This is a genomic window from Enterobacter sp. ODB01 (assembly GCF_001623605.1).
Taxonomy (GTDB): Bacteria; Pseudomonadota; Gammaproteobacteria; order Enterobacterales; family Enterobacteriaceae; genus Enterobacter; species Enterobacter kobei.
Genome location: NZ_CP015227.1, coordinates 1,358,262 through 1,383,507 on the forward strand (window position 1 = coordinate 1,358,262; position 25,246 = coordinate 1,383,507).

20 protein-coding genes are annotated in these 25,246 nt (G+C 56.5%); 14 read left to right on the forward strand and 6 right to left on the reverse strand.

The features are described 5' to 3' along the window. The first annotated feature begins 104 nt into the window (after window positions 1-104). The 4 genes from ppc (at window position 105) to gldA (ending at window position 5,480) form a co-directional block, all read left to right on the forward strand. Window positions 105-2,756 (forward strand): phosphoenolpyruvate carboxylase, encoded by a 2,652-nt coding sequence (gene ppc, locus A4308_RS06530; protein WP_014885691.1) that lies wholly within the window; start codon window positions 105-107, stop codon window positions 2,754-2,756. A gap of 55 nt (window positions 2,757-2,811) precedes the next feature. Beyond that, complete coding sequence (locus A4308_RS06535; RefSeq protein WP_045134877.1) at window positions 2,812-3,573, forward strand: AraC family transcriptional regulator; 762 nt, start codon at window positions 2,812-2,814, stop codon at window positions 3,571-3,573. A 128-nt stretch (window positions 3,574-3,701) separates the two neighbouring features. Beyond that, window positions 3,702-4,364, forward strand: coding sequence for a fructose-6-phosphate aldolase (fsa, locus tag A4308_RS06540; protein WP_032635167.1), 663 nt, complete (start codon window positions 3,702-3,704; stop codon window positions 4,362-4,364). Between the two features lie 12 nt (window positions 4,365-4,376). Then, window positions 4,377-5,480: a bifunctional L-1,2-propanediol dehydrogenase/glycerol dehydrogenase gene (gene gldA / locus A4308_RS06545; protein ID WP_045281589.1), complete on the forward strand. Its 1,104-nt coding sequence runs from the start codon at window positions 4,377-4,379 to the stop codon at window positions 5,478-5,480. A gap of 92 nt (window positions 5,481-5,572) precedes the next feature. On the opposite strand, the gene katG is transcribed toward gldA, so the two are convergent. The 4 genes from katG to metB all read right to left on the reverse strand — a co-directional run bounded on the left by katG (window position 5,573) and on the right by metB (window position 12,610). Next, the gene (gene katG / locus A4308_RS06550; protein WP_023331595.1) at window positions 5,573-7,753 is read right to left on the reverse strand and encodes a catalase/peroxidase HPI; all 2,181 of its coding nucleotides are present in this window, start codon (window positions 7,751-7,753) and stop codon (window positions 5,573-5,575) included. 148 nt (window positions 7,754-7,901) lie between these two features. Then, window positions 7,902-8,789: a methylenetetrahydrofolate reductase gene (metF, locus tag A4308_RS06555; protein WP_023331596.1), complete on the reverse strand. Its 888-nt coding sequence runs from the start codon at window positions 8,787-8,789 to the stop codon at window positions 7,902-7,904. A gap of 225 nt (window positions 8,790-9,014) precedes the next feature. Beyond that, window positions 9,015-11,447, reverse strand: a complete 2,433-nt coding sequence (locus A4308_RS06560) for a bifunctional aspartate kinase/homoserine dehydrogenase II (protein ID WP_023338878.1) — start codon at window positions 11,445-11,447, stop codon at window positions 9,015-9,017. 2 nt (window positions 11,448-11,449) lie between these two features. After that, the gene (gene metB, locus A4308_RS06565) at window positions 11,450-12,610 is read right to left on the reverse strand and encodes a cystathionine gamma-synthase (protein WP_045134875.1); all 1,161 of its coding nucleotides are present in this window, start codon (window positions 12,608-12,610) and stop codon (window positions 11,450-11,452) included. A gap of 275 nt (window positions 12,611-12,885) precedes the next feature. Here metB and metJ point away from each other — a divergent pair, with 275 nt between their 5' ends. Next, on the forward strand, window positions 12,886-13,203 hold the full coding sequence (metJ, locus tag A4308_RS06570; RefSeq protein ID WP_006179183.1) for a met regulon transcriptional regulator MetJ: 318 nt from the start codon (window positions 12,886-12,888) through the stop codon (window positions 13,201-13,203). A 48-nt stretch (window positions 13,204-13,251) separates the two neighbouring features. On the opposite strand, the gene rpmE is transcribed toward metJ, so the two are convergent. Next, window positions 13,252-13,464 (reverse strand): 50S ribosomal protein L31, encoded by a 213-nt coding sequence (rpmE, locus tag A4308_RS06575; protein ID WP_003862040.1) that lies wholly within the window; start codon window positions 13,462-13,464, stop codon window positions 13,252-13,254. 200 nt (window positions 13,465-13,664) lie between these two features. Between rpmE and priA the strand changes: the two genes are divergently transcribed. The 7 genes from priA to rraA all read left to right on the forward strand — a co-directional run bounded on the left by priA (window position 13,665) and on the right by rraA (window position 21,624). Further along, window positions 13,665-15,860 carry a primosomal protein N' gene (gene priA / locus A4308_RS06580; RefSeq protein ID WP_045134874.1) on the forward strand — a complete coding sequence of 732 codons (2,196 nt, stop codon included), beginning with the start codon at window positions 13,665-13,667 and terminating at the stop codon, window positions 15,858-15,860. 119 nt (window positions 15,861-15,979) lie between these two features. Continuing rightward, window positions 15,980-17,005, forward strand: coding sequence for a DNA-binding transcriptional regulator CytR (gene cytR, locus A4308_RS06585; RefSeq protein WP_014885699.1), 1,026 nt, complete (start codon window positions 15,980-15,982; stop codon window positions 17,003-17,005). Window positions 17,006-17,098: 93 nt separating this feature from the next. Then, window positions 17,099-18,088, forward strand: coding sequence for a cell division protein FtsN (gene ftsN / locus A4308_RS06590; RefSeq protein WP_014885700.1), 990 nt, complete (start codon window positions 17,099-17,101; stop codon window positions 18,086-18,088). A 94-nt stretch (window positions 18,089-18,182) separates the two neighbouring features. Further along, window positions 18,183-18,713, forward strand: a complete 531-nt coding sequence (hslV, locus tag A4308_RS06595) for an ATP-dependent protease subunit HslV (RefSeq protein ID WP_008501802.1) — start codon at window positions 18,183-18,185, stop codon at window positions 18,711-18,713. 9 nt (window positions 18,714-18,722) lie between these two features. Then, on the forward strand, window positions 18,723-20,057 hold the full coding sequence (gene hslU, locus A4308_RS06600) for an HslU--HslV peptidase ATPase subunit (RefSeq protein ID WP_010436948.1): 1,335 nt from the start codon (window positions 18,723-18,725) through the stop codon (window positions 20,055-20,057). 68 nt (window positions 20,058-20,125) lie between these two features. After that, window positions 20,126-21,046: a 1,4-dihydroxy-2-naphthoate polyprenyltransferase gene (gene menA / locus A4308_RS06605; protein ID WP_014885701.1), complete on the forward strand. Its 921-nt coding sequence runs from the start codon at window positions 20,126-20,128 to the stop codon at window positions 21,044-21,046. Window positions 21,047-21,138: 92 nt separating this feature from the next. Continuing rightward, window positions 21,139-21,624 carry a ribonuclease E activity regulator RraA gene (gene rraA / locus A4308_RS06610; protein ID WP_014885702.1) on the forward strand — a complete coding sequence of 162 codons (486 nt, stop codon included), beginning with the start codon at window positions 21,139-21,141 and terminating at the stop codon, window positions 21,622-21,624. A 584-nt stretch (window positions 21,625-22,208) separates the two neighbouring features. Here the strand turns inward: rraA and zapB are convergent. Then, the gene (zapB, locus tag A4308_RS06615) at window positions 22,209-22,448 is read right to left on the reverse strand and encodes a septal ring assembly protein ZapB (protein WP_008501806.1); all 240 of its coding nucleotides are present in this window, start codon (window positions 22,446-22,448) and stop codon (window positions 22,209-22,211) included. Window positions 22,449-22,847: 399 nt separating this feature from the next. On the opposite strand from zapB, the gene A4308_RS06620 reads away from it, so the two are divergent. Both A4308_RS06620 and glpK read left to right on the forward strand, forming a co-directional pair. Further along, window positions 22,848-23,693 (forward strand): MIP/aquaporin family protein, encoded by an 846-nt coding sequence (locus tag A4308_RS06620; RefSeq protein WP_014885705.1) that lies wholly within the window; start codon window positions 22,848-22,850, stop codon window positions 23,691-23,693. Between the two features lie 21 nt (window positions 23,694-23,714). Then, window positions 23,715-25,223, forward strand: coding sequence for a glycerol kinase GlpK (gene glpK / locus A4308_RS06625; RefSeq protein WP_014885706.1), 1,509 nt, complete (start codon window positions 23,715-23,717; stop codon window positions 25,221-25,223). The last annotated feature ends 23 nt before the right edge of the window (window positions 25,224-25,246 follow it).

The following is a 25,246-nucleotide window of genomic DNA, read 5'->3' on the forward strand; positions in this document are numbered from 1 at the left end:
TGACGACGGGGGTTTTACGTGGCTTTATAAAGGGAGATGACAAAATATTGTCCAGCAGATTTTCGCATGGGCATAAACAAAAATGATGGGGTGACTGGGTTTTTATGAACGAACAATATTCCGCGTTGCGTAGTAATGTCAGTATGCTCGGCAAAGTGCTTGGAGATACCATCAAAGATGCGTTGGGGGAAAACATCCTCGAACGCGTTGAAACCATCCGCAAGCTGTCTAAATCTTCCCGTGCCGGTAACGAGGCCAGCCGTCAGGAACTGCTCACCACCTTGCAGAACCTCTCCAACGATGAGCTGCTGCCCGTTGCCCGTGCCTTCAGCCAGTTCCTGAACCTGGCCAACACCGCTGAGCAATACCACAGCATTTCGCCTAATGGCGAAGCTGCCAGCAACCCGGAAGTGATTGCCCGTACGCTGCGTAAACTGAAAGACCAGCCCGATCTCACCGAAGCCACCATCAAAAAGGCGGTGGAGTCTCTCTCGCTGGAGCTGGTTCTGACCGCTCACCCAACCGAGATCACCCGTCGTACCCTGATCCACAAAATGGTGGAAGTGAACAACTGCCTCAAGCAGCTGGATAACAAAGACATCGCCGACTATGAACGCAACCAGCTGATGCGCCGTCTGCGCCAGCTGATTGCTCAGTCCTGGCATACCGACGAAATTCGTAAGCAACGCCCCAGCCCGGTCGACGAAGCCAAATGGGGCTTTGCGGTGGTGGAAAACAGCCTGTGGGAAGGGGTGCCGAACTACCTGCGCGAGCTGAACGAACAGCTGGAAGAGAACCTCGGCTACCGCCTGCCGGTCGACTTTGTGCCGGTACGCTTCACCTCCTGGATGGGCGGCGACCGCGACGGCAACCCGAACGTCACTGCGGAAATCACCCGTCACGTTCTGTTGCTGAGCCGCTGGAAAGCGACCGATTTGTTCCTGAAAGATATTCAGGTGCTGATTTCCGAACTGTCGATGGTCGAAGCGACGCCGGAACTGCGCGCGCTGGCCGGTGAAGAAGGCGCCAGCGAGCCGTACCGTTTCCTGATGAAAAAACTGCGCGGTCAGCTGATGGCGACTCAGGCCTGGCTGGAAGCGCGCCTGAAAGGCCAGCGTCTGCCGAAGCCGGAAGGCCTGCTCAGCCAGAACGAACAGCTCTGGGAACCGCTCTACGCCTGTTATAAATCACTCCAGGCCTGCGGGATGGGCATCATCGCTAACGGCGAACTGCTCGACACTCTGCGCCGCGTGAAATGTTTCGGCGTGCCGCTGGTGCGTATCGACGTTCGTCAGGAAAGTACCCGCCATACCGAAGCGCTGGGTGAACTGACCCGCTATCTCGGCATCGGCGACTATGAAAGCTGGTCCGAAGCCGACAAACAGGCATTCCTGATCCGCGAACTGAACTCCAAGCGCCCTCTGTTGCCGCGCAACTGGGAGCCAAGCAACGAAACCCGCGAGGTGCTCAACACCTGTAAAGCGATCGTGGACGCACCGAAAGGATCGGTGGCCGCCTATGTGATCTCCATGGCGAAGACCCCGTCCGACGTGCTGGCCGTTCATCTGCTTCTGAAAGAAGCGGGCATCGACTATGCCCTGCCGGTGGCGCCGCTGTTTGAAACCCTCGATGACCTGAACAACGCCAACGACGTGATGACCCAGTTGCTGAACATCGACTGGTATCGCGGCTTTATTCAGGGCAAGCAGATGGTGATGATTGGTTATTCCGACTCCGCCAAAGATGCGGGCGTGATGGCGGCATCCTGGGCGCAGTATCAGGCGCAGGATGCACTGATCAAAACTTGCGAGAAAGCCGGTATTGAGCTGACGCTGTTCCACGGACGCGGTGGCTCAATCGGCCGCGGCGGCGCGCCTGCACACGCGGCACTGCTGTCGCAGCCGCCAGGCAGCCTGAAAGGCGGCCTGCGCGTGACCGAGCAAGGTGAGATGATCCGCTTCAAATACGGCCTGCCGGAAGTGACCATCAGCAGTCTGTCGCTTTATACCAGCGCCATTCTGGAAGCAAACCTGCTGCCACCGCCGGAGCCGAAAGCGTCCTGGTGCCATATCATGGACGAACTGTCGGCGATCTCCTGCGATCTGTACCGTGGCTACGTGCGTGAAAACAAAGATTTTGTGCCTTACTTCCGCTCGGCAACACCTGAGCAGGAACTGGGTAAACTGCCGCTGGGCTCGCGTCCGGCGAAGCGTCGCCCGACCGGCGGCGTAGAGTCACTGCGCGCGATTCCATGGATTTTCGCCTGGACGCAGAACCGTTTGATGCTGCCTGCCTGGCTGGGTGCCGGTGCCGCGCTGCAGAAAGTGGTGGAAGACGGTAAACAGAACGAACTGGAAACCATGTGCCGCGACTGGCCATTCTTCTCTACCCGTCTGGGTATGCTGGAGATGGTCTTCTCGAAAGCTGACCTGTGGCTGGCGGAATACTACGATCAGCGTCTGGTTAAGCCTGAGCTGTGGGCGCTGGGTAAAGAGCTGCGCGAACTGCTGGAAGGCGACATCAAAGTGGTGCTGGATATCGCCAACGACTCACACCTGATGGCGGACCTGCCGTGGATCGCCGAGTCTATCCAGCTGCGTAACATCTACACCGACCCGCTGAACGTCCTGCAGGCAGAGCTGCTGCACCGTTCTCGTCTGGCGGAAGAAGAAGGCAAAGAGCCGGATCCTCGCGTTGAGCAGGCGCTGATGGTGACGATTGCGGGCGTTGCGGCGGGTATGCGTAACACGGGCTAATCGGCTATGCCGGGGTGGGCTTGCGCCCACCCGGCAATACCCCGGTATCCATAACATGTTCCACGATATTACGCACATCCTCACGGCTCTGATTAAAGGCGCATTCCCCCTGGATCAAGTGCATTTTGTCACGCCTGCCGAGAATAACCGCACATCACCTTGTCTCTCAGTTATCCTGGAAACCCGCTGCGAAGCATTCTTTTCCGCAACCGGGAACGTCCCGCAGTATTCTTCAAACTCGCTCAGAATAAGCTTCGGCAAACAGCAGCTGACGCTTCAGCTCTACCGGGGCAACGCTCTTATACAACAGCAGCAGATTGCCAGAAGAGGGCCCCGGACGGGCGCGTTTCTCCTGCAAACGCTCAATGAGCTGCAGATGCAGCCAACTGAGCAGGACACGGCCAGGCTGGTGATATTAAGTCTGCTCAGCCACTGCCGCGATCTGCTTGGCAGTGATATCCACACTGATAGCCGCAGCCGCGCATTATTCGAAGCCGTTCGTCGCTTTATTGATGAAAACCATGCCTCGGCGCTGACCCGGGATTCCGTTGCCGGGGCATTTTATATTTCCCCTAACTATCTCTCTCACCTTTTTCAGAAGACCGGGAACGTCGGGTTCAATGAATACCTGACGCAGACCCGTCTGGAACACGCCCGCCAGCTGCTGAAAGGCTATGACCTCAAAATTAAAGATATCGCCGCACGCTGCGGATTTACCGACAGCAACTACTTTTGCCGTCTCTTTCGTAAGCACACCGAGCGCTCCCCTTCCGAATATCGTCGTCAGTATCACAGCCAGCTGATCGCCAAAAAATAGCATTGTGATCGTTCTCTCACTTCACTAAGGACATTACATTTGTCCAGTATTTGGCAAAATTGACCTGTATCCGCCGTACTCTGCCGCGCCTTATCCTTTATTCAACCTTTCTGACTTAAGGAAAAATAATGGAACTGTACCTGGACACCGCCAACGTGGCGGAAGTTGAGCGTCTGGCGCGGGTATTCCCGATCGCGGGTGTGACCACTAACCCGAGCATTATTGCCGCCAGCCGAGAGTCCATCTGGAGCGTGCTGCCGCGCCTGCAAAAAGCCATCGCTCCCCGGGGCACTCTGTTTGCCCAGACCATGAGCCGTGACGCCGGGGGAATGGTGGCAGAAGCCAAACGTCTCAGTAATGCCCTGCCGGATATCGTGGTGAAAATTCCGGTAACGGCAGAAGGACTTGTAGCGATTAAGGCATTGAAAAACGAGGGGATCACTACACTCGGGACGGCCGTATACAGCGCCGCACAGGGTCTGCTGGCTGCGCTGGCGGGCGCGTCGTATGTCGCACCGTATGTGAACCGCGTCGATGCCCAGGGCGGTGATGGTATCCGCATGGTCCAGGAGCTGCAGTCTCTTCTGGAAATGCATGCCCCTGAGAGCAAGGTGCTGGCCGCCAGCTTCAAAACGCCACGTCAGGCGCTGGACTGCCTGCTGGCCGGATGCGACGCAATCACGCTTCCTTTAGATGTAGCGCAACAAATGCTCGGCACGCCGGCGGTAGAGTCAGCCATAGAGAAGTTCGAGCAGGACTGGAAAAACGCGTTTGGTAACCTCAACCTCTAAGGGAGAAATGTTATGGACCGTATCATTCAATCGCCCGGAAAATATATCCAGGGCGCTGATGTGCTTACCCGTCTCGGCGACTACCTGAAACCGCTGGTAACGCGTTGGCTGGTTGTCGGCGATAAATTTGTGCTGGGTTTTGCTGAAGAAACCTTGCGCCAGAGCTTTAAAAACGCAGAGCTGCATGCAGAAATCGCACCGTTTGGTGGCGAATGTTCACAAAATGAAATCGATCGTCTGAAAAAACTGGCCGATAGCGCCGACTGTCTGGCCGTGCTGGGTATCGGCGGCGGGAAGACGCTGGACACCGCCAAAGCGCTGGCACACTTTATGGACGTGCCGGTTGCGATTGCCCCGACCATTGCCTCCACCGATGCACCGTGCAGCGCACTTTCCGTAATCTATACCGACAGCGGCGAGTTCGATCGCTACCTGATGCTGCCACACAACCCGAACATGGTGATTGTGGATACCAAAGTCGTCGCGGGTGCGCCGGCTCGTCTGCTTGCCGCGGGTATTGGCGATGCGCTGGCGACCTGGTTTGAAGCGCGCGCCTGCTCGCGTAGCGGTGCCACGACGATGGCGGGCGGTAAATGCACGCAGGCGGCACTCGCGCTGGCGGAGCTGTGCTACAACACGCTGCTTGAAGAGGGTGAGAAAGCCATGCTGGCGGCGGAACAGCATGTCGTAACGCCTGCGCTGGAACGCATTATTGAAGCCAACACCTATCTCAGCGGCGTAGGTTTTGAAAGCGGTGGACTGGCTGCGGCACATGCGATTCACAACGGTATGACGGCGGTGCCGGATGCGCATCACTTCTATCACGGTGAAAAAGTAGCGTTTGGTACGCTGACGCAGCTGGTGCTCGAAAATGCGCCGGTAGAAGAAATAGAGACCGTCGCGGCGCTTTGCCACAGCGTGGGACTGCCGATCACGCTGGCGCAGCTGAATATTAAAGAGGCTATTCCGGCCAAAATGCGTCTGATCGCAGAAGCGTCCTGCGCAGAAGGGGAAACTATTCACAACATGCCGGGCGGAGTAACGCCAGATCAGGTGTATGCGGCGCTGCTGGTGGCTGACCTGTATGGACAGCGGTTCCTGCAGGAGTGGGAATAATAAAAAAAGCCGGGTGGCGCTACGCTTACCCGGCCTACGAATGACATGCTTTTGCAAGCCGGGTAAGGCGTAGCCGCCACCCGGCATACTGGTTACTTCACGTCAAACCGATCCAAATCCATCACTCTCGCCCAGGCGGCAACAAAATCACGCACAAACTTCTCGTGTGCATCGCTGCTGGCGTAGACTTCAGCCAGCGCGCGCAGGACGGCGTTTGAACCGAACACCAGGTCCGCGCGGGTCGCGGTATATTTCACTTCGCCACTGGCGCGATCGCTACCGGCAAACAGCTCGTTTGAGTCGTCGGTCGCCTTCCACTGGGTATTCATATCCAGCAGGTTCACGAAAAAGTCATTGCTCAGCACGCCCTCACGGTCGGTGAACACGCCATTCTTGCTGCCATCGAAGTTTGCCCCGAGTACGCGCAGACCGCCGACCAAAACCGTCAGTTCGGGTGCGGTCAGCGTCAGCTGCTGCGCTTTGTCGATCAGCAGTGATTCGGTGGTTGACGTATCCACCTGCGCACGGTAGTTGCGGAAGCCATCGGCAATCGGCTCGAGCAGGTTAAACATCTCGATATCCGTCTGGTCCTGGCGCGCATCCACGCGGCCCGGCGTGAACGGTACGGTAACGTAAACGCCCGCCGCTTTTGCCGCCTGCTCAACGCCTACCACGCCCGCCAGCACGATGATATCGGCCAGGGAAGCTTTATTGGTGGTGCGCTGGATGGCTTCCAGAGCCGGTAATGCACGTACGGCAGCGGCGTTCACATCCCAGTCGCGCTGAGGCGCCAGCGCCAGACGCGCACCGTTGGCGCCGCCACGCTTGTCGCCACCGCGGAAGGTCGACGCAGACGCCCAGGCAACGGAAACCAGCTCACTCACGGAGAGACCCGAGGCAATGATTTCCGCTTTCAGGCTTTCAATGTCTTCTTTCGAAGGATTGAACACCGGCTGAGGCAGCGGATCCTGCCAGATCAGATCTTCTTTCGGCACTTCCGGACCAATGTACCGCGCTTTTGGGCCCATATCGCGGTGAGTCAGTTTGAACCACGCGCGCGCAAAGGCTTCGTTGAAAGCCTGCGGATCGTTCAGGAAGCGGCGAGAAATTTTCTCGAATTCCGGATCAAAACGCAGCGTCAGGTCGGTGACCAGCATCGTTGGTTTGCGTTTTTTCGACGGGTCGAACGGGTCCGGCATAATTTCTGGCGCATCCACGGCTTCAAACTGAATGGCACCTGCCGGGCTGCGGGTCTGGACCCACTCATATTTGAACAGGTTCTCGAAGAAGTAGTTGCTCCACTGGGTCGGAGTTTGTGACCAGATAACTTCCAGACCGGACGTAATGGCATCTGCACCAACGCCTGTACCGTGCGTACTCGCCCAGCCCAGGCCCTGCGCTTCAATCGGTGAGGCTTCAGGGTCGGTGCCCACATGTGTGGCTTCACCTGCGCCATGGGTTTTACCGAGCGTATGACCACCGGCGATCAGCGCCACGGTCTCTTCGTCGTTCATGCCCATATTGCCAAAGGTCGCGCGGATGGCTGCCGCCGCGGACAGTGGTTCACCGCTGGCGTTTGGCCCTTCCGGGTTAACGTAGATCAGGCCCATTTCGGTTGCGGCCAGAGGACGCTTCGCCAGCGCTTCCGGGTCACGGTGGGTCAGCCAGGCTTTTTCATCGCCCCAGTTCACGTCCAGATCCGGTTCCCAGACGTCTTCACGACCGGCACCGAAACCAAAGGTGCGGAAACCGGAGTTTTCCAGCGCCACGTTCCCCGCCAGGATGAACAGGTCAGCCCAGGAAATTTTTTGCCCATATTTTTGCTTGATGGGCCACAGCAGACGACGCGCTTTATCCAGACTGACGTTATCGGGCCAGGAGTTCAGCGGTGCAAAACGCTGTTGACCGCGTCCTGCCCCGCCGCGTCCATCAACGGAGCGATAAGTACCCGCGCCGTGCCACGCCATGCGAATAAACAGGCCAGCATAGCTGCCCCAGTCAGCAGGCCACCACGGCTGAGAGTCGGTTAAAAGCGCTTTGAGATCGCCTTTGAGGGCAGAGTAGTCGAGTTTGCTAAATTCTTTGCGGTAGTCGAAGTCTTCACCCAGCGGGTTAGAACGGTTGGAATGTTGGTTAAGAAGGTCAATGCGGAGTTGCTTTGGCCACCAGTCACGGCTGCTTGTACCTGCTCCCGCGCTGTGATCGGCGCCGCCGTGATGGAACGGGCATTTGCCGGCTGATGCTGCGTTATTGGTCTCGTCTGACGTGCTCATCGCTATGCTCCCTTGTACAGTGTTACCGTTACGATATACACCACTAGCAATAAGATATAGTTGAAATAATCCACAGATTCGATAGTTAATACCTTTTAACTATCTGTTTGATTAAAAAGCCCTCATTTTATAAGGGCTTTCTATTTTTTTATGCCGGACGAACGCCCAGGGTGTGACAGATGGCATAGCTCATTTCCGCGCGGTTGAGCGTGTAGAAGTGGAAATCCTTCACCCCTTCGCGGCTTAAGATCTTCACCATGTCCATCGCGATGTTAGCGCCCACCAGCTTGCGGGTCTCCGGGTCATCGTCCAGCCCTTCATACATTTTGGACATCCACAGCGGAATGCGCACGTTGGTCATATCAGCAAATTTCTTCGCCTGTTTGAAGTTAGAGACCGGCAAAATTCCCGGGATAATTTCGACGTCGATGCCCGCGGAAACGCAGCGGTCACGGAAACGCAGGTAGCTCTCCACATCAAAGAAGAACTGGGTAATCGCGCGATTGGCACCCGCATCCACTTTACGCTTCAGGTTGAGCAGGTCCGCCTGGGCGCTTTTCGCTTCCGGATGAACTTCAGGATACGCGGCGACGGAGATATCAAAGTCGGCCACGTCTTTCAGCAACGCGACCAGGTCGGCGGCATACATTTCCGGCTTACCGCTTCCCGGCGGCAGATCGCCGCGCAGGGCGACAATATGACGGATACCGTTGTTCCAGTAGTCCTGGGCAATGGCACGTAACTCGTCACGGGTGGCGTCGATACAGGTGAGGTGCGGCGCAGCTTCCAGACCGGTACGGTCTTTAATGCCTTTGATGATGCTGTGCGTGCGGTCGCGCTCGCCGGAGTTCGCACCGTAGGTCACGGAGACAAACTTTGGCTTCAGGCTGCTCAGGCGATCGATAGAGCTCCACAGGGTTTGCTCCATTTCACTGGTGCGCGGCGGGAAAAATTCAAAAGAGACGTTAATCTGGCCGTTTACTTCGGCCAGGCTCTGATTCAGTGCTTCCCGCTGGTTGGCGTGAAAAAAGCTCATACCTTACCTCTATCTGTCGCGTGTCATTGTTTGTTGTATTGTGAACTTCTATACGTTTAGACGTCCAGATGTAAAAATGACGGAAAAGCGGAGGGACGTCAACATAAATAATCAACAATAACGGTGAGGTTTGCTCAGGGAAGATGAAGGAAATTCATGATGGGGTGAGCGCGGTCCGATGCCCTCACCCCGGCCCTCTCCCACAGGGAGAGGGAAATGTAGACGTTACAGCAGCTTAGCCAGACGGTTGATGTCGGACTGGATCGCTCCGGCGGTGACATCGCGCCCCGCGCCCGGGCCACGGATCACCAGCGGGTTATCGCGGTACCAGCGGCTTTCGATCGCGAAGACATTATCGCACGGCAGCAGCGCCGCCAGCGGATGGTCAGGTCGCACCGCCTCGACGCCGACACGGGCTTTACCGTTGGCCTCAAAACGCGCCACATAGCGCAGCACCAGTCCCATCTCGTTCGCCGCTTCCAGACGCTGCACCATCTGCTCGTTAAGCTCTTCACCATTTTCAAAGAAATGGTCCACAGACCCTTCTTCACAGCCAGCAGGCACCAGGGACTCGACGCGGACGGCATCCGGTTCGATGTCGTAACCCGCTTCGCGCGCCAGAATCACCAGCTTACGCATCACGTCTTTACCGGAGAGGTCAACACGCGGGTCAGGCTCGGTTAAGCCCTGCTGCCACGCCTGATCCACCAGGTCGGTAAACGGTACGGTGCCGTCAAACTGCAGGAACAGCCAGGAGAGCGTGCCGGAGAAGATCCCGCTCAGCGCCAGAATGCTGTCGCCGCTTTCAATCAGGTCACGCACGGTGTGGTTAACCGGCAGGCCCGCCCCAACGGTGGCGTTATACAGCCAGTGGCGGCCTGTTTTTTCAAACGCGTCGTGGATCTGACGGTATTTATCCGTGCTGCTCGCCCCCGCCAGCTTGTTGGCACTGATAACGTGGAAACCGTGGCTGGCGAAATCCAGATACTGATCGGCAAGCTGTTCGCTGGCGGTGACGTCCAGCACCACCAGATCGTCATACGGGTGCGCGCGCATCCACAGGAACAGCGACTCTTCATCCTGCTCGACGGCCTCATCGTTAAAGAAGGCCAGCGCCCGGCTGGCGTCCAGCCCTTCGTAATTCAGCAGGCTGCGGCGGCTGTCCACCACGCCTGCGAGAATGAATTCAAACCCGGTACGTGCCGAAAGCGTCACCTGCTCACGGGCGAACAGCTCCAGCCAGCGGGAACCGATGTTGCCTTTACCAAACAGCACCAGGCCGATGCGTTTTTCCGCGCGGAACAGGGAGGTGTGCAGACCCTGAATCAGGCTTTCGGTTGGCCCTTTACGCAGCACGGCGACCAGGCTGATGCCCTCTTCTGACTGCCAGGTAAATTCAACCGGCTGGCCTTTCAGCTGCTGCCAGAAGCGGTGGCAATGCAGCGGGTTACGGGTGACGCCCGCCCCCACCATCGCCACCAGCGCCAGCCCCTGACGCAGGCGAAGCTCGCCCGGCAGGCCCGCTTCATCCAGAATCTTCAGGGCGCTGTCCGCCACTTCAGCGGTATAGCAGAACTGCAGCAGCTGGCGGTCGTTATGCACGCCAACGGCCAGCGGACGCACCTGGGCACGCTTTAACACCAGGTCGATATCTTTATGCGCCAGCTTGAAATCCTGGCCCGCGGGCACCTGGAACTCAATCAGACAGATGTCGTCGTGGCTGGTGACAATACGCGCCCCGGTACCGGACGCCAGCACGCGCTCGATACGCGTAGAGCCTTGATCCGGGGTATAGCTGCAACGCAGCTGGAGGTCTATATCGCTGCCGGACACCGGCTGCAGCGTGCGCGCGTGCAGTACCGGCGCGGCCAGACGCGCCAGCTCGCTGGCTTCGTCGAGACGCAGCAGCGGCAGCAAACAGGCATCTTTCACTTTACGCGGGTCCGCGCTGTAAACGCCGGCCACGTCGCTCCAGATGGTCACGCGGGATACGCCCGCCAGCGCACCGATTTGCGTTGCTGAATAGTCAGAACCGTTACGGCCCAGCAGCACGGTTTCGCCCGCGTTGCTGCGGCTGATAAAGCCGGTGACAACAATACGTTTGCCGGGATGCTGCACCAGGAGCTGTTGCAGCAGCGGATAGGATAACCCTTCATCCACCTGCGGCTGTGCGGCGCGTTCGGCGCGGAGGAAATCACGGGCGTCGAGCCAGGCGGCATCCACACCCAGATGTTGCAGCACGGCAGCCATCAGACGTGCAGACCACACTTCACCGTGGCCCACCACTTCGGCATACACCGCGTCGGTGATCCCGCTGTCCAGCAGGGCCGCCAGACGTTCAAGATCGTGCGTAAAAGCGCTGATCAGCCCGTCGGCAACGTCCGCTGGCAGCAGGCCAGCAATCAGTTCGCTCTGATAGCGGCGTAAGGACTGTTGCACCTGATGCGCAGAAAGGCGATCGGTCTGGCTCAGTTTCAGCCAGCTAATCAACTGGTTGGTGGTGCTGCCCGCCGCGGAGACAACCATCATGTCACCCGGCTGTGAATACTCCGTCATGATCCCTGCAACGCGCAGATAACATTTCACATCAGCAAGACTACTACCACCAAACTTGTGCAGCTGACGACCCTTCGCCCCTGCCTGCGCTATCACACTCATGATTACCCCTTGGCTGCGACCCGGAAGCCATTTTCCAGATCGGCAATTAAATCTTCAGAATCTTCAATACCGGTCGAGATACGCAGCAGCGTCTCGGAAATCCCGGCGGCGGCACGTGCTTCCGGTGCCATACCGGCGTGCGTCATGGTTGCGGCGTGGGAGATCAAGCTTTCAACCCCACCTAATGATTCCGCCAGCGTAAACAATGACAGCCCGCTCAGGAAGCGACGCAGCGTTTGCTCGTCGCCGTCCAGTTCAAAACTTAACATCGCGCCAAACCCTTTCTGCTGGCGCGCGGCAATCTCGTGCCCCTGGTTTTTCGGCAGCGACGGGTGATAAAGCTTCTTCACCAGCGGCTGGGTTTTCAGGAAATCGACAATGGCCTGGGCATTGCGCTGCGCCACTTCCATACGCGGAGAAAGCGTACGGATGCCGCGCAACAGCAGGTAGCTGTCGAACGCCCCGGCGGTGACGCCAATGTTATTGGCCCACCATGCCAGTTCCGTGACAACGTCGGGATCTTTTGCAATCACCACGCCCGCTACCACGTCAGAGTGGCCGTTCAGATATTTAGTGCATGAATGCAATACCAGATCAGCACCCAGTGCGAGTGGGTTCTGAAGGGCCGGACTGAGGAACGTATTATCCACTACACTTATCGCTCCCGCATCCCTTGCGAGCTGACAAATTTTCGCAATATCGACAACGCGCAACAATGGGTTGCTTGGACTTTCCACCAGAACGAGCTTTGGTTTCTCTGCCAGCGCCTGTTTCAGCGCCTGTTCGTCGTTTTGATCGACAAACAGCACGCGATAGCAGCCGCGTTTTGCGAGGCTGTCAAACAGGCGATAGCTGCCGCCATAGCAGTCGTGCGGGGCGACCAGCAGGTCTCCCGGCTTCAGGAACACGGTCGTCACCAGGTGAATCGCAGACATCCCGGTGTTGGTCAATACGGCCCCTGCGCCCCCTTCCAGCTCGGCCAGCGCACGCTGGGTCACATCACGCGTAGGGTTGCCACGACGCGAGTAGTCGTGCGCGCGGGGTTCATTAAATCCGGTGAAATTGTAGGTACTGGAAAGATGAATCGGCGGGACAACGCAGCCGTACTGCTCGTCATCATTTAATCCGCTACGCACTGCAATAGTGGCCTGTTTACGCGTCATGGTGAGGGCTTCCTGGCGAATGAGGTGAAAAGTCAGGCACCAGAGTAAACATTCAAATTATGGACGTCAATACATCTGGACATCTAAACTTCTTTGCGTATAGATTGAGCAATGCGCAAATAGCCGTTAAAATTATATGCTTTAGTGCACGCTGCAGCGGCAATATCCGTGCCACGGTATCGTCTCTACGGTAAACTACGCAAGATTACGGTTCAAAACGGGCAGTGACCGGTTTGCACCTTTAGATTAATGACTGAGAGGATTAAAGGTATCTCATGGCTGAATGGAGCGGCGAATATATCAGCCCATACGCTGAGCACGGTAAGAAGAGTGAGCAAGTAAAGAAAATTACGGTTTCCATTCCTCTGAAGGTGTTAAAGATCCTCACCGATGAACGTACGCGTCGTCAGGTGAACAACCTGCGTCACGCGACCAATAGCGAACTGCTGTGCGAAGCGTTCCTGCATGCGTTTACCGGTCAACCGTTGCCGAACGATGACGATCTGCGCAAAGAGCGTAGCGACGAAATCCCGGAAGAGGCGAAGGTGATCATGCGTGAACTGGGTATTGACCCGGATACGTGGGAATACTGAGAAGCGGATACAAAAAAGGCACCTTGCGGTGCCTTTTTTTCGGGAAACTTATTTAGCGCCCGGGATGCTGAAACGCTTGTTGAAGCGGTCAACACGGCCACCGGTTGCAACATCACGCTGCTTACCAGTGTAGAACGGGTGGCATTTGCCGCACACGTCCAGGTTCAGATCGTGACCCACGGTGGAGCGGATCTGGATAGAGTTACCGCAAGAACAGTTTGCAGTAATCATTTCGTATTTCGGGTGAATATCTTTTTTCATGGGAGAACCTCAGTTAAGGCCGCGTCGCTCTTCCAGCCCTAACGCCAGACACCACGCGATGTTGAATGTAAGTTCTTTGGCGTAAAGTACACCAAAGGCGGCGAATCATACAGAATTTGACCAACGTATGCAAACTGATCCGCACGCCGCTTTCACTAATGTGTATACTAACGCGCCACTTTTCAAGTCAGGAAGATTCGATGCCCGTCGCTCACGTTGCCCTGCCCGTTCCGCTTCCCCGCACCTTTGACTACCTGCTGCCCGACAGCATGAGCGCCAAAGCGGGCTGTCGCGTGACCGTGCCGTTTGGCAAACAACAGCGTGTGGGGATCGTTGTTTCCGTCAGCGATAAAAGCGAACTCCCCCTTAATGAGCTGAAATCGGTCATTGAGGTACTGGACAGCGAACCGGTTTACTCCACCAACACCTGGCGACTGCTACTGTGGGCGGCTGATTACTACCATCATCCGATTGGGGATGTCCTGTTCCACGCCCTGCCTATCCTGCTGCGCCAGGGTAAGAGCGCCAGCCATGCGCCGATGTGGTACTGGTTTGCCACCGAGCAAGGGCAGGCCGTAGACATTAATAGCCTCAAACGATCGCAGAAACAGCAGCAGGCGCTGGCCGCTCTGCGCCAGGGTAACATCTGGCGGCATCAGGTCGACGAACTTGAGGTGAGCGAAGCCGCTTTACAGGCCCTGAGAAAGAAAGGTCTGAGCGAGCTGGCAAGCCAGGCCCCAGCCCTTCACGACTGGCGCGACGGCTTCTCCGTTTCAGGGGATCGTCTGCGCCTGAATACCGAGCAGGCCACCGCGGTCGGCGCCATTCACAGCGCCTCGGACCATTTTTCTGCCTGGCTGCTGGCGGGCGTCACCGGTTCCGGTAAGACCGAAGTGTATCTGAGCGTGCTGGAAAACGTGCTCGCGCAGGGCAAACAGGCGCTGGTCATGGTGCCGGAAATTGGCTTAACCCCTCAAACCATCGCTCGATTCCGCGAGCGCTTTAACGCGCCGGTTGAGGTCCTGCACTCCGGTCTGAACGACAGCGAACGCCTCAGCGCCTGGCTGAAAGCGAAAAATGGCGAAGCGGCGATTGTGATCGGCACCCGCTCGTCGCTGTTTACGCCGTTTAAAAATCTTGGCGTGATCGTGATCGACGAAGAGCACGACAGCTCCTATAAGCAACAGGAAGGCTGGCGCTACCATGCCCGCGATCTGGCAGTTTATCGCGCCCACAGCGAGCAAATTCCGATTATTCTTGGCTCCGCCACCCCTGCGCTCGAAACCCTGCACAACGTGCGCCAGCGCAAATATCATATGCTGCGTCTGACGCGTCGTGCCGGGAATGCCCGTCCGGCCATTCAGCACGTGCTCGATCTAAAAGGTCAGCAGGTTCAGGCCGGGCTAGCACCCGCATTGATTACCCGCATGCGTCAGCATTTGCAGGCGGGCAACCAGGTGATTCTGTTCCTCAACCGCCGCGGATTTGCACCCGCCCTGCTGTGCCACGACTGCGGCTGGATTGCGGAATGCCCACGCTGTGACCACTACTACACCTTCCATCAGGCACAGCGCCACCTGCGTTGTCACCACTGCGACAGCCAGCGTCCGGTGCCGCGCCAGTGTCCATCGTGCGGGTCAACGCATATCGTGCCGGTCGGACTAGGAACGGAACAGCTTGAGCAGGCGCTGGCGCCCTTCTTCCCTGACGTTCCAATCTCTCGTATCGACAGAGACACCACCAGCCGCAAGGGCGCGCTGGAACAGCAGCTCGCGGAAGTACATCGCGGCGGGGCGCGCATTCTGATTGGTACCCAAATGCTGGCAAAAGGACACCACTTCCCGGACGTCACGCTGGTCGCCCTGCTGGACGTGGACGGCGCGCTGTTCTCTGCGGATTTCCGCGCGGCCGAGCGTTTTGCCCAGCTCTATACCCAGGTGGCCGGACGGGCAGGGCGCGCAGGCAAACAGGGCGAAGTGGTTCTGCAGACGCACCACCCTGAGCACCCGCTGCTGCAAACCCTGCTGCACAAAGGCTATGACGCCTTTGCCGAGCAGGCGCTGGCCGAACGACAGACCATGCAGCTGCCGCCGTGGACCAGCCACGTCATCATCCGCGCGGAAGATCATAACAACCAGCAGGCACCGCTTTTCCTGCAGCAGCTGAGAAATCTCCTGCAGGCCAGCCCCCTGGTGGATAATCAGCTGTGGATCCTGGGTCCGGTACCGGCGCTGGCGCCGAAACGCGGCGGACGTTTCCGCTGGCAAATTTTGCTCCAGCATCCTTCGCGGATCCGTTTACAGCACATTGTTAGCGGCACGCTGGCGCTGATCAACACCCTGCCTGAAGCACGTAAAGTGAAGTGGGTGCTGGACGTCGATCCCATCGAAGGCTGAAGACGGATCGAAAAATTTAACGCTCCTCACACTTTTTATGAAAATTCTGTAACCGATTCCATTAACTATCTGTAAAAATGGTGATGTCAGAAGTTCGGTGTTCAGGCGAGGAGAAGACGTTGAAGTCCAGGAAAGAGGTTGCCACGGCGACCATGAAAGACGTTGCCGAGAAAGCACAAGTCTCAACGGCAACCGTGTCCCGCGCATTAATGAACCCGGATAAAGTCTCCCAGGCGACCCGCAACCGGGTAGAGCAGGCTGCGCTTGAAGTGGGTTATTTCCCACAGGCGATGGGGCGCAACGTCAAACGCAATGAATCACGCACAATCCTTGTGATTGTGCCGGACATCTGCGATCCCTTCTTCAGTGAGATTATCCGCGGTATCGAAGTGACGGCGGCGGAACAAGGCTACCTCGTTCTGATTGGCGACTGCGCCCATCAGAACCAGCAGGAAAAAACCTTTATCGACCTCATTATTACCAAGCAGATCGACGGCATGCTGCTGCTTGGCTCGCGCCTGCCGTTTGACGCCAGCATCGAAGAACAACGCAATTTACCGCCGATGGTCATGGCCAATGAGTTTGCCCCTGAACTGGAGCTACCGACGGTCCATATCGATAACCTCACCGCCGCATTCAACGCAGTGAACTATCTTCAGGAGCTGGGGCATAAGCGCATTGGCTGTATTGCCGGGCCAGAAGAAATGCCGCTGTGCCACTACCGCCTGCAGGGCTACGTTCAGGCACTGCGCCGTACTGGCGTTACCGTCGATCCGCACTACATTGCCCGCGGTGATTTTACCTTCGCAGCCGGTGGCCAGGCGCTGGAGAAGCTTCTGGACCTGCCTGAACCGCCAACCGCCGTATTTTGTCACAGCGACGTGATGGCGCTGGGCGCGTTATCGTACGCCAAACGCCGCGGCCTGCGCATACCGAAAGATTTATCCATCATCGGATTCGATAATATTTCGCTTTCAGAATTTTGCGATCCGCCGCTCTCAACGGTCGCGCAACCGCGCTATCAAATCGGTCGCGAAGCGATGCTGCTTCTGCTGGATCAGCTTCACGGTCAAACAGTTAGCAGCGGCTCGCGGTTGCTGGACTGCGAACTGATAGTCCGGGGCTCTACCCAGGCATTGACTTAACGTAAACGTCTTTAGGACACCCTTATCTGGTCAAAGCCCCGCCGCTTAAGTAACATGGCGGGCTGACGAACGAATAAATACAGCGAAACGATAGTGGCACAACGAGATTATGTACGTCGCGGCCAGCCGGCACCTTCGCGACGCAAAAAGAGTAGCTCAAGGAAAAAGCAACGTAGCCTGCCTGCTGTCTCGCCAGCAATGGTCGCTATTGCTGCGGCTGTTGTCGTCGCCTTTATTGGTGGTCTGTACTTCATCACGCACCATAAAAAGGAAGAGTCCGAGGCGCTTCAGGCCAGTAAAGTGGCCGGTAATGGCCTTCCTCCGAAACCTGAAGAGCGCTGGCGCTATATCAAAGAGCTGGAAAGCCGCCAGCCTGGCGTGCGTGCGCCTACCGAGCCCTCTGCCGGTGGTGAAGTGAAGAATGCCGATCAACTGACGGACGAGCAGCGCCAGTTGCTGGCACAAATGCAGGCCGATATGCGCCAGCAGCCGACGCAGTTGAACGAAGTGCCATGGAATGAACAAACGCCAGCGCAGCGTCAGCAAACGTTGCAGTTGCAGCGTCAGCGCCAGGCTCAAATTCAGCAGCAACAGCAGCAGCAGTGGACGCAAACTCAGCCGGTACAGCAGCCGAAGGCACAGCCTTACCAGCAACCGCAGCAGCAGACGCGTACGGTACAATCTCAGCCTGTTCAGCAGCAGCCAAAAGCACAGCCGCAAAAACAGGCGGCTCAGCCGTATCAGGATCTGCTCCAGACGCCAGCGCATACCACTGCACAGCAGCCGAAAACGCAGCAGGCTGCGCCGGTCACCAAAGAGACCGAAGCGCCGAAGCAGACGGCTGAGAAAAAAGACGAACGCCGCTGGATGGTACAGTGCGGTTCGTTTAAAGGTGCGGAGCAGGCCGAAACCGTGCGTGCTCAGCTGGCATTTGAAGGGTTTGATTCACGCATTACCACCAATAACGGCTGGAACCGCGTGGTGATTGGCCCGGTCAAAGGCAAAGAAAACGCCGATGGCACCCTTTCTCGTTTGAAAGTGGCCGGCCACACAAACTGCATTCGACTCGCCTCTGGGGGTTGAAACCCCCAAAATCTCCCCCATCTATCATTTAATTCAGCCCTGAGCACAGGCTCAGGGCTTCTGTTTCCCGAATTTGTAACCAGGGGGTCTGCTCGTGACAACAATAGTAAGTGTACGCCGTAACGGCCATGTGGTAATCGCCGGTGATGGCCAGGCCACGCTGGGTAATACCGTCATGAAAGGCAACGTGAAGAAAGTCCGTCGTCTCTATAACGACAAAGTGATCGCCGGTTTTGCAGGCGGTACAGCTGATGCCTTCACGCTGTTTGAACTGTTTGAACGCAAGCTTGAAATGCACCAGGGTCATCTGGTGAAAGCGGCCGTTGAGCTGGCAAAAGACTGGCGTACCGACCGTATGCTGCGCAAGCTCGAAGCGCTGCTGGCGGTAGCCGATGAAACCGCTTCGCTGATCATCACCGGTAACGGTGACGTTATTCAGCCGGAGAATGACCTGATTGCCATCGGCTCTGGCGGCCCTTATGCCCAGGCTGCAGCCCGCGCGCTGTTGGAAAATACCGACATGAACGCACGTGATATCGCGGTGAAGGCGTTGGATATTGCAGGTGATATCTGCATCTATACCAACCATAACCACACCATCGAAGAATTGACCTCCAAAGCGTAAGGATCTCCCATGTCTGAAATGACCCCACGCGAAATTGTCAGCGAACTGAACAAACACATTATCGGCCAGGATAACGCCAAGCGCTCCGTGGCTATCGCTCTGCGTAACCGCTGGCGTCGTATGCAGCTTGACGAAGAGCTGCGCCATGAAGTGACGCCGAAAAACATTCTGATGATCGGCCCAACCGGTGTCGGTAAAACCGAAATTGCCCGTCGTCTGGCGAAGCTGGCGAACGCGCCTTTCATCAAAGTCGAAGCTACCAAGTTCACCGAAGTGGGCTATGTGGGTAAAGAAGTGGACTCCATCATCCGCGATCTGACCGACTCGGCAATCAAAATGGTGCGCGTCCAGGCGATTGAGAAAAACCGCTATCGCGCGGAAGAGATGGCCGAAGAGCGCATTCTCGACGTGCTGATCCCACCGGCGAAAAACAACTGGGGCCAGGCTGAGCAGCAGGCTGAACCGTCTGCCGCGCGTCAGGCATTCCGCAAAAAACTGCGTGAAGGCCAGCTGGATGATAAAGAGATTGAGATCGATCTTGCTGCCGCGCCAATGGGTGTAGAAATCATGGCACCTCCTGGCATGGAAGAGATGACCAGCCAGCTGCAGTCCATGTTCCAGAACCTGGGCGGCCAGAAGCAGAAAGCACGTAAGCTGAAAATCAAAGACGCGATGAAGCTGCTGATTGAAGAAGAAGCGGCGAAGCTGGTGAACCCGGAAGAGCTGAAGCAGGATGCTATCGACGCGGTTGAGCAGCACGGCATCGTGTTCATCGACGAAATCGACAAAATTTGTAAGCGCGGCGGCAACAGCTCCGGCCCGGACGTGTCCCGTGAAGGCGTTCAGCGCGACCTGCTGCCGCTGGTTGAAGGCTGCACCGTCTCCACCAAGCACGGTATGGTGAAAACGGACCACATCCTGTTTATCGCTTCCGGCGCGTTCCAGGTTGCCAGCCCGTCTGACCTGATCCCGGAACTGCAGGGTCGTCTGCCGATCCGCGTTGAACTGCAGGCGCTGACCACCGAAGATTTCGAACGCATCCTGACCGAGCCAAACGCCTCTGCGACCGTACAGTACAAAGCGCTGATGGCGACCGAAGGCGTGAACCTGGAGTTCACCGAAGACGGTATCAAACGTATCGCCCAGGCCGCGTGGCAGGTTAACGAAACCACCGAAAACATCGGTGCGCGTCGTCTGCATACCGTGCTGGAACGCCTGGTGGAGGATATCTCTTATGATGCGAGCGACCTTAACGGTCAAACCATTACCATTGACGCTGAATATGTGAGCAAACATCTTGATGCGTTAGTGGCAGATGAAGATCTTAGCCGTTTTATCCTATAATCGCGGTTATTGCATTCTCATCACCGTTAATGGGGGCTAATGCCCCCATTTTTATTGGCTAAATACTTATGACTGATATCAGCCGTACTCAGGCGTGGCTCGAAAGTCTACGCCCTAAAACGCTTCCTCTGGCCTTTGCCGCCATTATCGTCGGCACGGCACTTGCCTGGTGGCAAGGTTATTTTGATCCTCTGGTCGCTGCGCTGGCATTGATTACCGCAGGGCTGCTGCAAATTCTCTCCAATCTCGCTAACGACTACGGTGATGCGGTGAAAGGCAGTGACAAACCTGACCGTATCGGACCGCTGCGCGGGATGCAGAAAGGGGTGATTACCCAGGCACAGATGAAGCGCGCGCTGATTATCACCGTGGTACTGATTTGTTTATCGGGTCTGGCACTGGTGACGGTCGCCTCGAAAACCACCAGCGACTTCATCGGCTTCCTGGTGCTGGGCTTGCTCGCAATTATCGCGGCCATTACCTACACCGTCGGTACGCGTCCTTACGGGTATATTGGCCTCGGGGATATCTCCGTGCTGGTGTTCTTCGGCTGGCTGAGCGTGATGGGGAGTTGGTACCTGCAGGTGCATACCGTTATCCCTGCCCTTTTCCTGCCCGCAACCGCCTGCGGTCTGCTGGCGACGGCGGTACTCAACATCAATAACCTGCGCGATATCGACAGTGACCGTGAGAACGGTAAAAACACGCTCGCGGTACGTCTGGGGCCGGTCAATGCGCGCCGCTATCATGCCTGCCTGCTGATTGGTGCCCTGGTTTGTCTGGCACTGTTTAATCTGATCTCGCTGCACAGCGTATGGGGCTGGCTGTTTATACTCGCCGCGCCGCTGCTGATTAAGCAGGCCCGCTTCGTCATGCGTGAACTTAGCCCGGCCGCGATGCCGCCGATGCTGGAACGAACGGTAAAAGGCGCCCTGCTGACTAACCTGTTGTTCGTCATTGGGATTGTCTTAAGCCAGACGCTCAGTTAGCTGACAAATATCAATTAACAATTGATGATTTTGCCAACAACGCATTTAGCACGATATACTGAACACATTCGCAGCAACTGAGCGGTAAACCTATGAAATACGATACCTCCGAGCTTTGTGACATCTACCAGGAAGATGTCAACGTCGTTGAACCGCTGTTCTCCAACTTTGGTGGACGGTCGTCGTTTGGCGGACAAATCGTCACGGTGAAATGTTTCGAGGACAACGGGTTGCTGTACGATCTGCTCGAACAGAATGGTCGTGGCCGCGTTTTGGTCGTCGATGGCGGCGGTTCCGTGCGTCGTGCTCTGATAGATGCAGAGCTGGCCGGCATTGCCGTGCAGAACGAGTGGGAAGGCATTGTGGTGTACGGTTCCGTGCGCCAGGTGGACGATCTCGAAGACCTGGATATCGGGATTCAGGCGATTGCGGCCATTCCGGTAGGCGCAGCAGGTGACGGTATCGGTGAAAGCGACGTCCGCGTCAATTTTGGCGGCGTGACCTTCTTCTCCGGCGACCATCTTTACGCTGATAACACCGGGATTATTCTTTCGGAAGATCCGCTGGATATTGAGTAATAAAACAGTAAGCGTAAATCATAAAAAAACCGCCAATAACAATGTGGCGGTTTTTTTGTCCCTCGGGATTCGCGGTCCGTTGGATTATCTTGCAACCTTTAACCAGGATTTTTATCTTACCCTGGTTCATCCCTCCGGTAACCCCCGTCGACCCTTTATAAATTCCTAATTTCCGCTGAAGACCTTAACTACACTGCTGTTGCTCATTATGATGCATCGTTCCTTTCCGCCATCTCGCACATGGGCATCGGTCCAGGGAAAGGTGTATTCACAACCGTAAAGCAACCTTTAACCGGGCTTGTGTCCGCCGACTTATCACCGGTGGTGAACGGTGGAGCGGTTAGCTGCAGGGACCGCATGATGAAACGCTATTTATGTATCGCGTTCATTGTCGCCAGCGTACTCGTTGTAAAGAGTGATGAACCGAGTGGATTTGTCGCTTTTGCTATGACAGCGCAGGACAAGTAGCGTTAAGGCCGCCGATGGCGGCCTTTTTTATGGTTTGATGTCAGTGAGCAGAAACCATAAAAAAGCCGGGTGGCGGCGTCGCCTTACCCGGCCTGGTCAGTTAATCCCAATGGGAATCAGACCTCTTCCATACGTCCCAGCAGCGCCTGCAGGCGATCCTGCCAGCCGTTCTGCTGTTCGCGCAGCTGGTTGTTTTCACGCTCCAGTTCTTCGCGGCTGTGCTGCGCGTTCTGCACTTCCTGCGCCAGGCTGTTGTTTTTCTCTTTCAGCTCTTCAATTTCCATTTGCAGCAGCGTGATGGTGTCAATCGCCTGCTGTACTTTCGATTCCAGTTTCTCAAACACTTCTAAAGACATGATGCTACCTCTCCTGAATTGCAAGGCGACGCTTTAACGTAAACGCGCACGACATATTCCATCGATTGTATGGAGCGCGGCGCTCTGTGTCCAGCGACACGCCGCGCAGATCGCGGTTTGCAACACTTTTCGGTCTCGTCCTGGTGCGTTCGCGGCATATACCACTAAGTTGTTAACTCATTCGTTAATGAAATGATTCAGCTCACATTCCATTTCTGATGCAAAAACGCGCTTTATGGCGCGAAAACGCTCATTTTATTGACACAGACCACACATTTTGATTTCGATATTTCTCGTTTTTGCTCGTTAACGATAAATTAACACTATGTCTACAGGGCATCGTGGCTGTCACGGGCGACCACGCTAACAATAAACATCAATTTCTTCAGGATTCCGATTATGAGTCAGACATCAACCTTAAAAGGCCAGTGCATTGCCGAGTTCCTTGGTACCGGGTTGTTGATATTCTTCGGAGTGGGCTGTGTCGCTGCACTGAAAGTGGCGGGTGCCAGTTTTGGTCAGTGGGAAATCAGTATCATCTGGGGTCTGGGCGTGGCGATGGCCATCTACCTGACTGCAGGGGTTTCTGGTGCACATCTTAACCCGGCGGTGACTATCGCACTGTGGCTGTTCGCGTGCTTCGACGGACGCAAAGTTGTTCCCTTCATTCTTTCTCAGTTTGCCGGCGCGTTTTGTGCAGCGGCGTTAGTTTACGGGCTTTATTACAATCTTTTCATCGACTTCGAACAGACGCATCATATGGTGCGCGGCAGCGTCGAAAGTCTGGATCTGGCAGGCATCTTCTCAACCTATCCAAACCCGCATATCAATTTTGTGCAGGCGTTCGCAGTTGAAATGGTGATTACCGCTATTCTGATGGGCGTTATCCTGGCGCTGACCGACGACGGAAACGGCATTCCGCGTGGCCCGCTGGCCCCCTTGCTGATTGGTCTGCTGATTGCGGTGATCGGCGCATCCATGGGCCCGCTGACCGGGTTTGCGATGAACCCGGCGCGTGATATCGGACCGAAAGCCTTCGCGTTTATCGCGGGATGGGGCGACGTGGCCTTTACTGGCGGGAAAGATATCCCTTACTTCCTGGTACCGCTTTTTGCGCCGGTGGTTGGGGCCGCGCTGGGCGCGTTTAGCTACCGCAAATTAATTGGTCGCCACTTACCGTGCGACACCTGTGTGGAAGAGGAGAAGGAAACGACTTCTACCGCACAACAAAAAGCTTCGCTGTAATCTGACTACGGGACACATACCATGACCGAAAAAAAATATATCGTTGCGCTCGACCAGGGCACTACCAGCTCCCGCGCTGTCGTAATGGATCATGACGCGAACATTGTCAGCGTGTCTCAACGTGAATTTGAGCAAATTTACCCTCGTCCAGGCTGGGTAGAACATGACCCAATGGAGATCTGGGCTTCACAAAGCTCAACGCTGGTTGAAGTACTGGCGAAAGCCGATATCAGTTCCGACGAGATTGCCGCTATCGGTATTACCAACCAGCGTGAAACGACGATTGTCTGGGAACGCGAAACCGGTAAGCCTATCTACAACGCTATTGTCTGGCAGTGCCGCCGTACCTCAGAAATCTGTGAACAGCTGAAGCGTGACGGGATGGAAGAGTACGTGCGCAGCGCCACCGGTCTGGTGGTTGACCCGTACTTCTCCGGCACCAAAGTGAAGTGGATCCTCGACCACGTGGAAGGTTCACGCGAACGAGCAAAACGCGGCGAGCTGCTGTTCGGAACCGTTGATACCTGGCTTATCTGGAAGATGACCCAGGGACGTGTTCACGTCACCGACTACACCAACGCCTCGCGTACCATGCTGTTCAACATCAACACCCTGGAGTGGGATGACAAGATGCTGGACGCGCTGGATATCCCACGCGCGATGCTGCCTGAAGTGCGCAAGTCTTCAGAAGTCTACGGTCAGACCAACATTGGCGGTAAAGGCGGCACCCGTATTCCTATCGCCGGTATCGCCGGTGACCAGCAGGCGGCACTGTTCGGCCAGCTGTGCGTCAAAGAAGGGATGGCGAAGAACACCTACGGCACCGGCTGCTTTATGCTGATGAATACCGGTGAGAAAGCGGTGAAATCAGAAAACGGCCTGCTGACCACCATCGCCTGCGGCCCTCGCGGTGAAGTGAACTACGCCCTGGAAGGTGCGGTGTTTATGGCGGGTGCATCTATTCAGTGGCTGCGTGACGAGATGAAGCTGATTAGCGATGCCTTCGACTCCGAATACTTTGCGACCAAAGTGAAGGACACCAACGGTGTGTACGTGGTGCCAGCGTTCACCGGCCTGGGCGCACCGTACTGGGATCCCTATGCACGCGGTGCGATTTTCGGTCTGACGCGTGGTGTGAACTCGAACCACATTATTCGCGCCACCCTGGAATCCATTGCCTACCAGACGCGCGACGTGCTGGAAGCGATGCAGGCAGACTCCGGCATTCGTCTGCACGCCCTGCGCGTGGACGGCGGCGCGGTAGCGAATAACTTCCTGATGCAGTTCCAGTCCGACATTCTGGGTACCCGCGTTGAGCGCCCTGAAGTGCGTGAAGTCACGGCGCTGGGTGCGGCATATCTTGCCGGTCTGGCGGTAGGCTTCTGGCAGAACCTGGACGAGCTGCAGGAAAAAGCGGTTATCGAGCGCGAGTTCCGCCCGGGCATCGAAACCACCGAGCGCAACTTCCGCTACAGCGGCTGGAAGAAAGCAGTGAAGCGCGCCCTGGCGTGGGAAGAGCACGACGAGTAATCCTATATTCCCTCTCCCTCTCC

Bases quoted from the DNA above. Each gene is read 5' to 3' on its own strand.
- ppc (WP_014885691.1), top strand. From the start codon at position 105: ATGAACGAACAATATTCCGCGTTGCGTAGTAATGTCAGTATGCTCGGC.
- A4308_RS06535 (WP_045134877.1), top strand. From the start codon at position 2,812: ATGTTCCACGATATTACGCACATCCTCACGGCTCTGATTAAAGGCGCA.
- fsa (WP_032635167.1), top strand. From the start codon at position 3,702: ATGGAACTGTACCTGGACACCGCCAACGTGGCGGAAGTTGAGCGTCTG.
- gldA (WP_045281589.1), top strand. From the start codon at position 4,377: ATGGACCGTATCATTCAATCGCCCGGAAAATATATCCAGGGCGCTGAT.
- katG (WP_023331595.1), bottom strand. From the start codon at position 7,753: ATGAGCACGTCAGACGAGACCAATAACGCAGCATCAGCCGGCAAATGC.
- metF (WP_023331596.1), bottom strand. From the start codon at position 8,789: ATGAGCTTTTTTCACGCCAACCAGCGGGAAGCACTGAATCAGAGCCTG.
- A4308_RS06560 (WP_023338878.1), bottom strand. From the start codon at position 11,447: ATGAGTGTGATAGCGCAGGCAGGGGCGAAGGGTCGTCAGCTGCACAAG.
- metB (WP_045134875.1), bottom strand. From the start codon at position 12,610: ATGACGCGTAAACAGGCCACTATTGCAGTGCGTAGCGGATTAAATGAT.
- metJ (WP_006179183.1), top strand. From the start codon at position 12,886: ATGGCTGAATGGAGCGGCGAATATATCAGCCCATACGCTGAGCACGGT.
- rpmE (WP_003862040.1), bottom strand. From the start codon at position 13,464: ATGAAAAAAGATATTCACCCGAAATACGAAATGATTACTGCAAACTGT.
- priA (WP_045134874.1), top strand. From the start codon at position 13,665: ATGCCCGTCGCTCACGTTGCCCTGCCCGTTCCGCTTCCCCGCACCTTT.
- hslU (WP_010436948.1), top strand. From the start codon at position 18,723: ATGTCTGAAATGACCCCACGCGAAATTGTCAGCGAACTGAACAAACAC.
- menA (WP_014885701.1), top strand. From the start codon at position 20,126: ATGACTGATATCAGCCGTACTCAGGCGTGGCTCGAAAGTCTACGCCCT.
- rraA (WP_014885702.1), top strand. From the start codon at position 21,139: ATGAAATACGATACCTCCGAGCTTTGTGACATCTACCAGGAAGATGTC.
- zapB (WP_008501806.1), bottom strand. From the start codon at position 22,448: ATGTCTTTAGAAGTGTTTGAGAAACTGGAATCGAAAGTACAGCAGGCG.
- A4308_RS06620 (WP_014885705.1), top strand. From the start codon at position 22,848: ATGAGTCAGACATCAACCTTAAAAGGCCAGTGCATTGCCGAGTTCCTT.
- glpK (WP_014885706.1), top strand. From the start codon at position 23,715: ATGACCGAAAAAAAATATATCGTTGCGCTCGACCAGGGCACTACCAGC.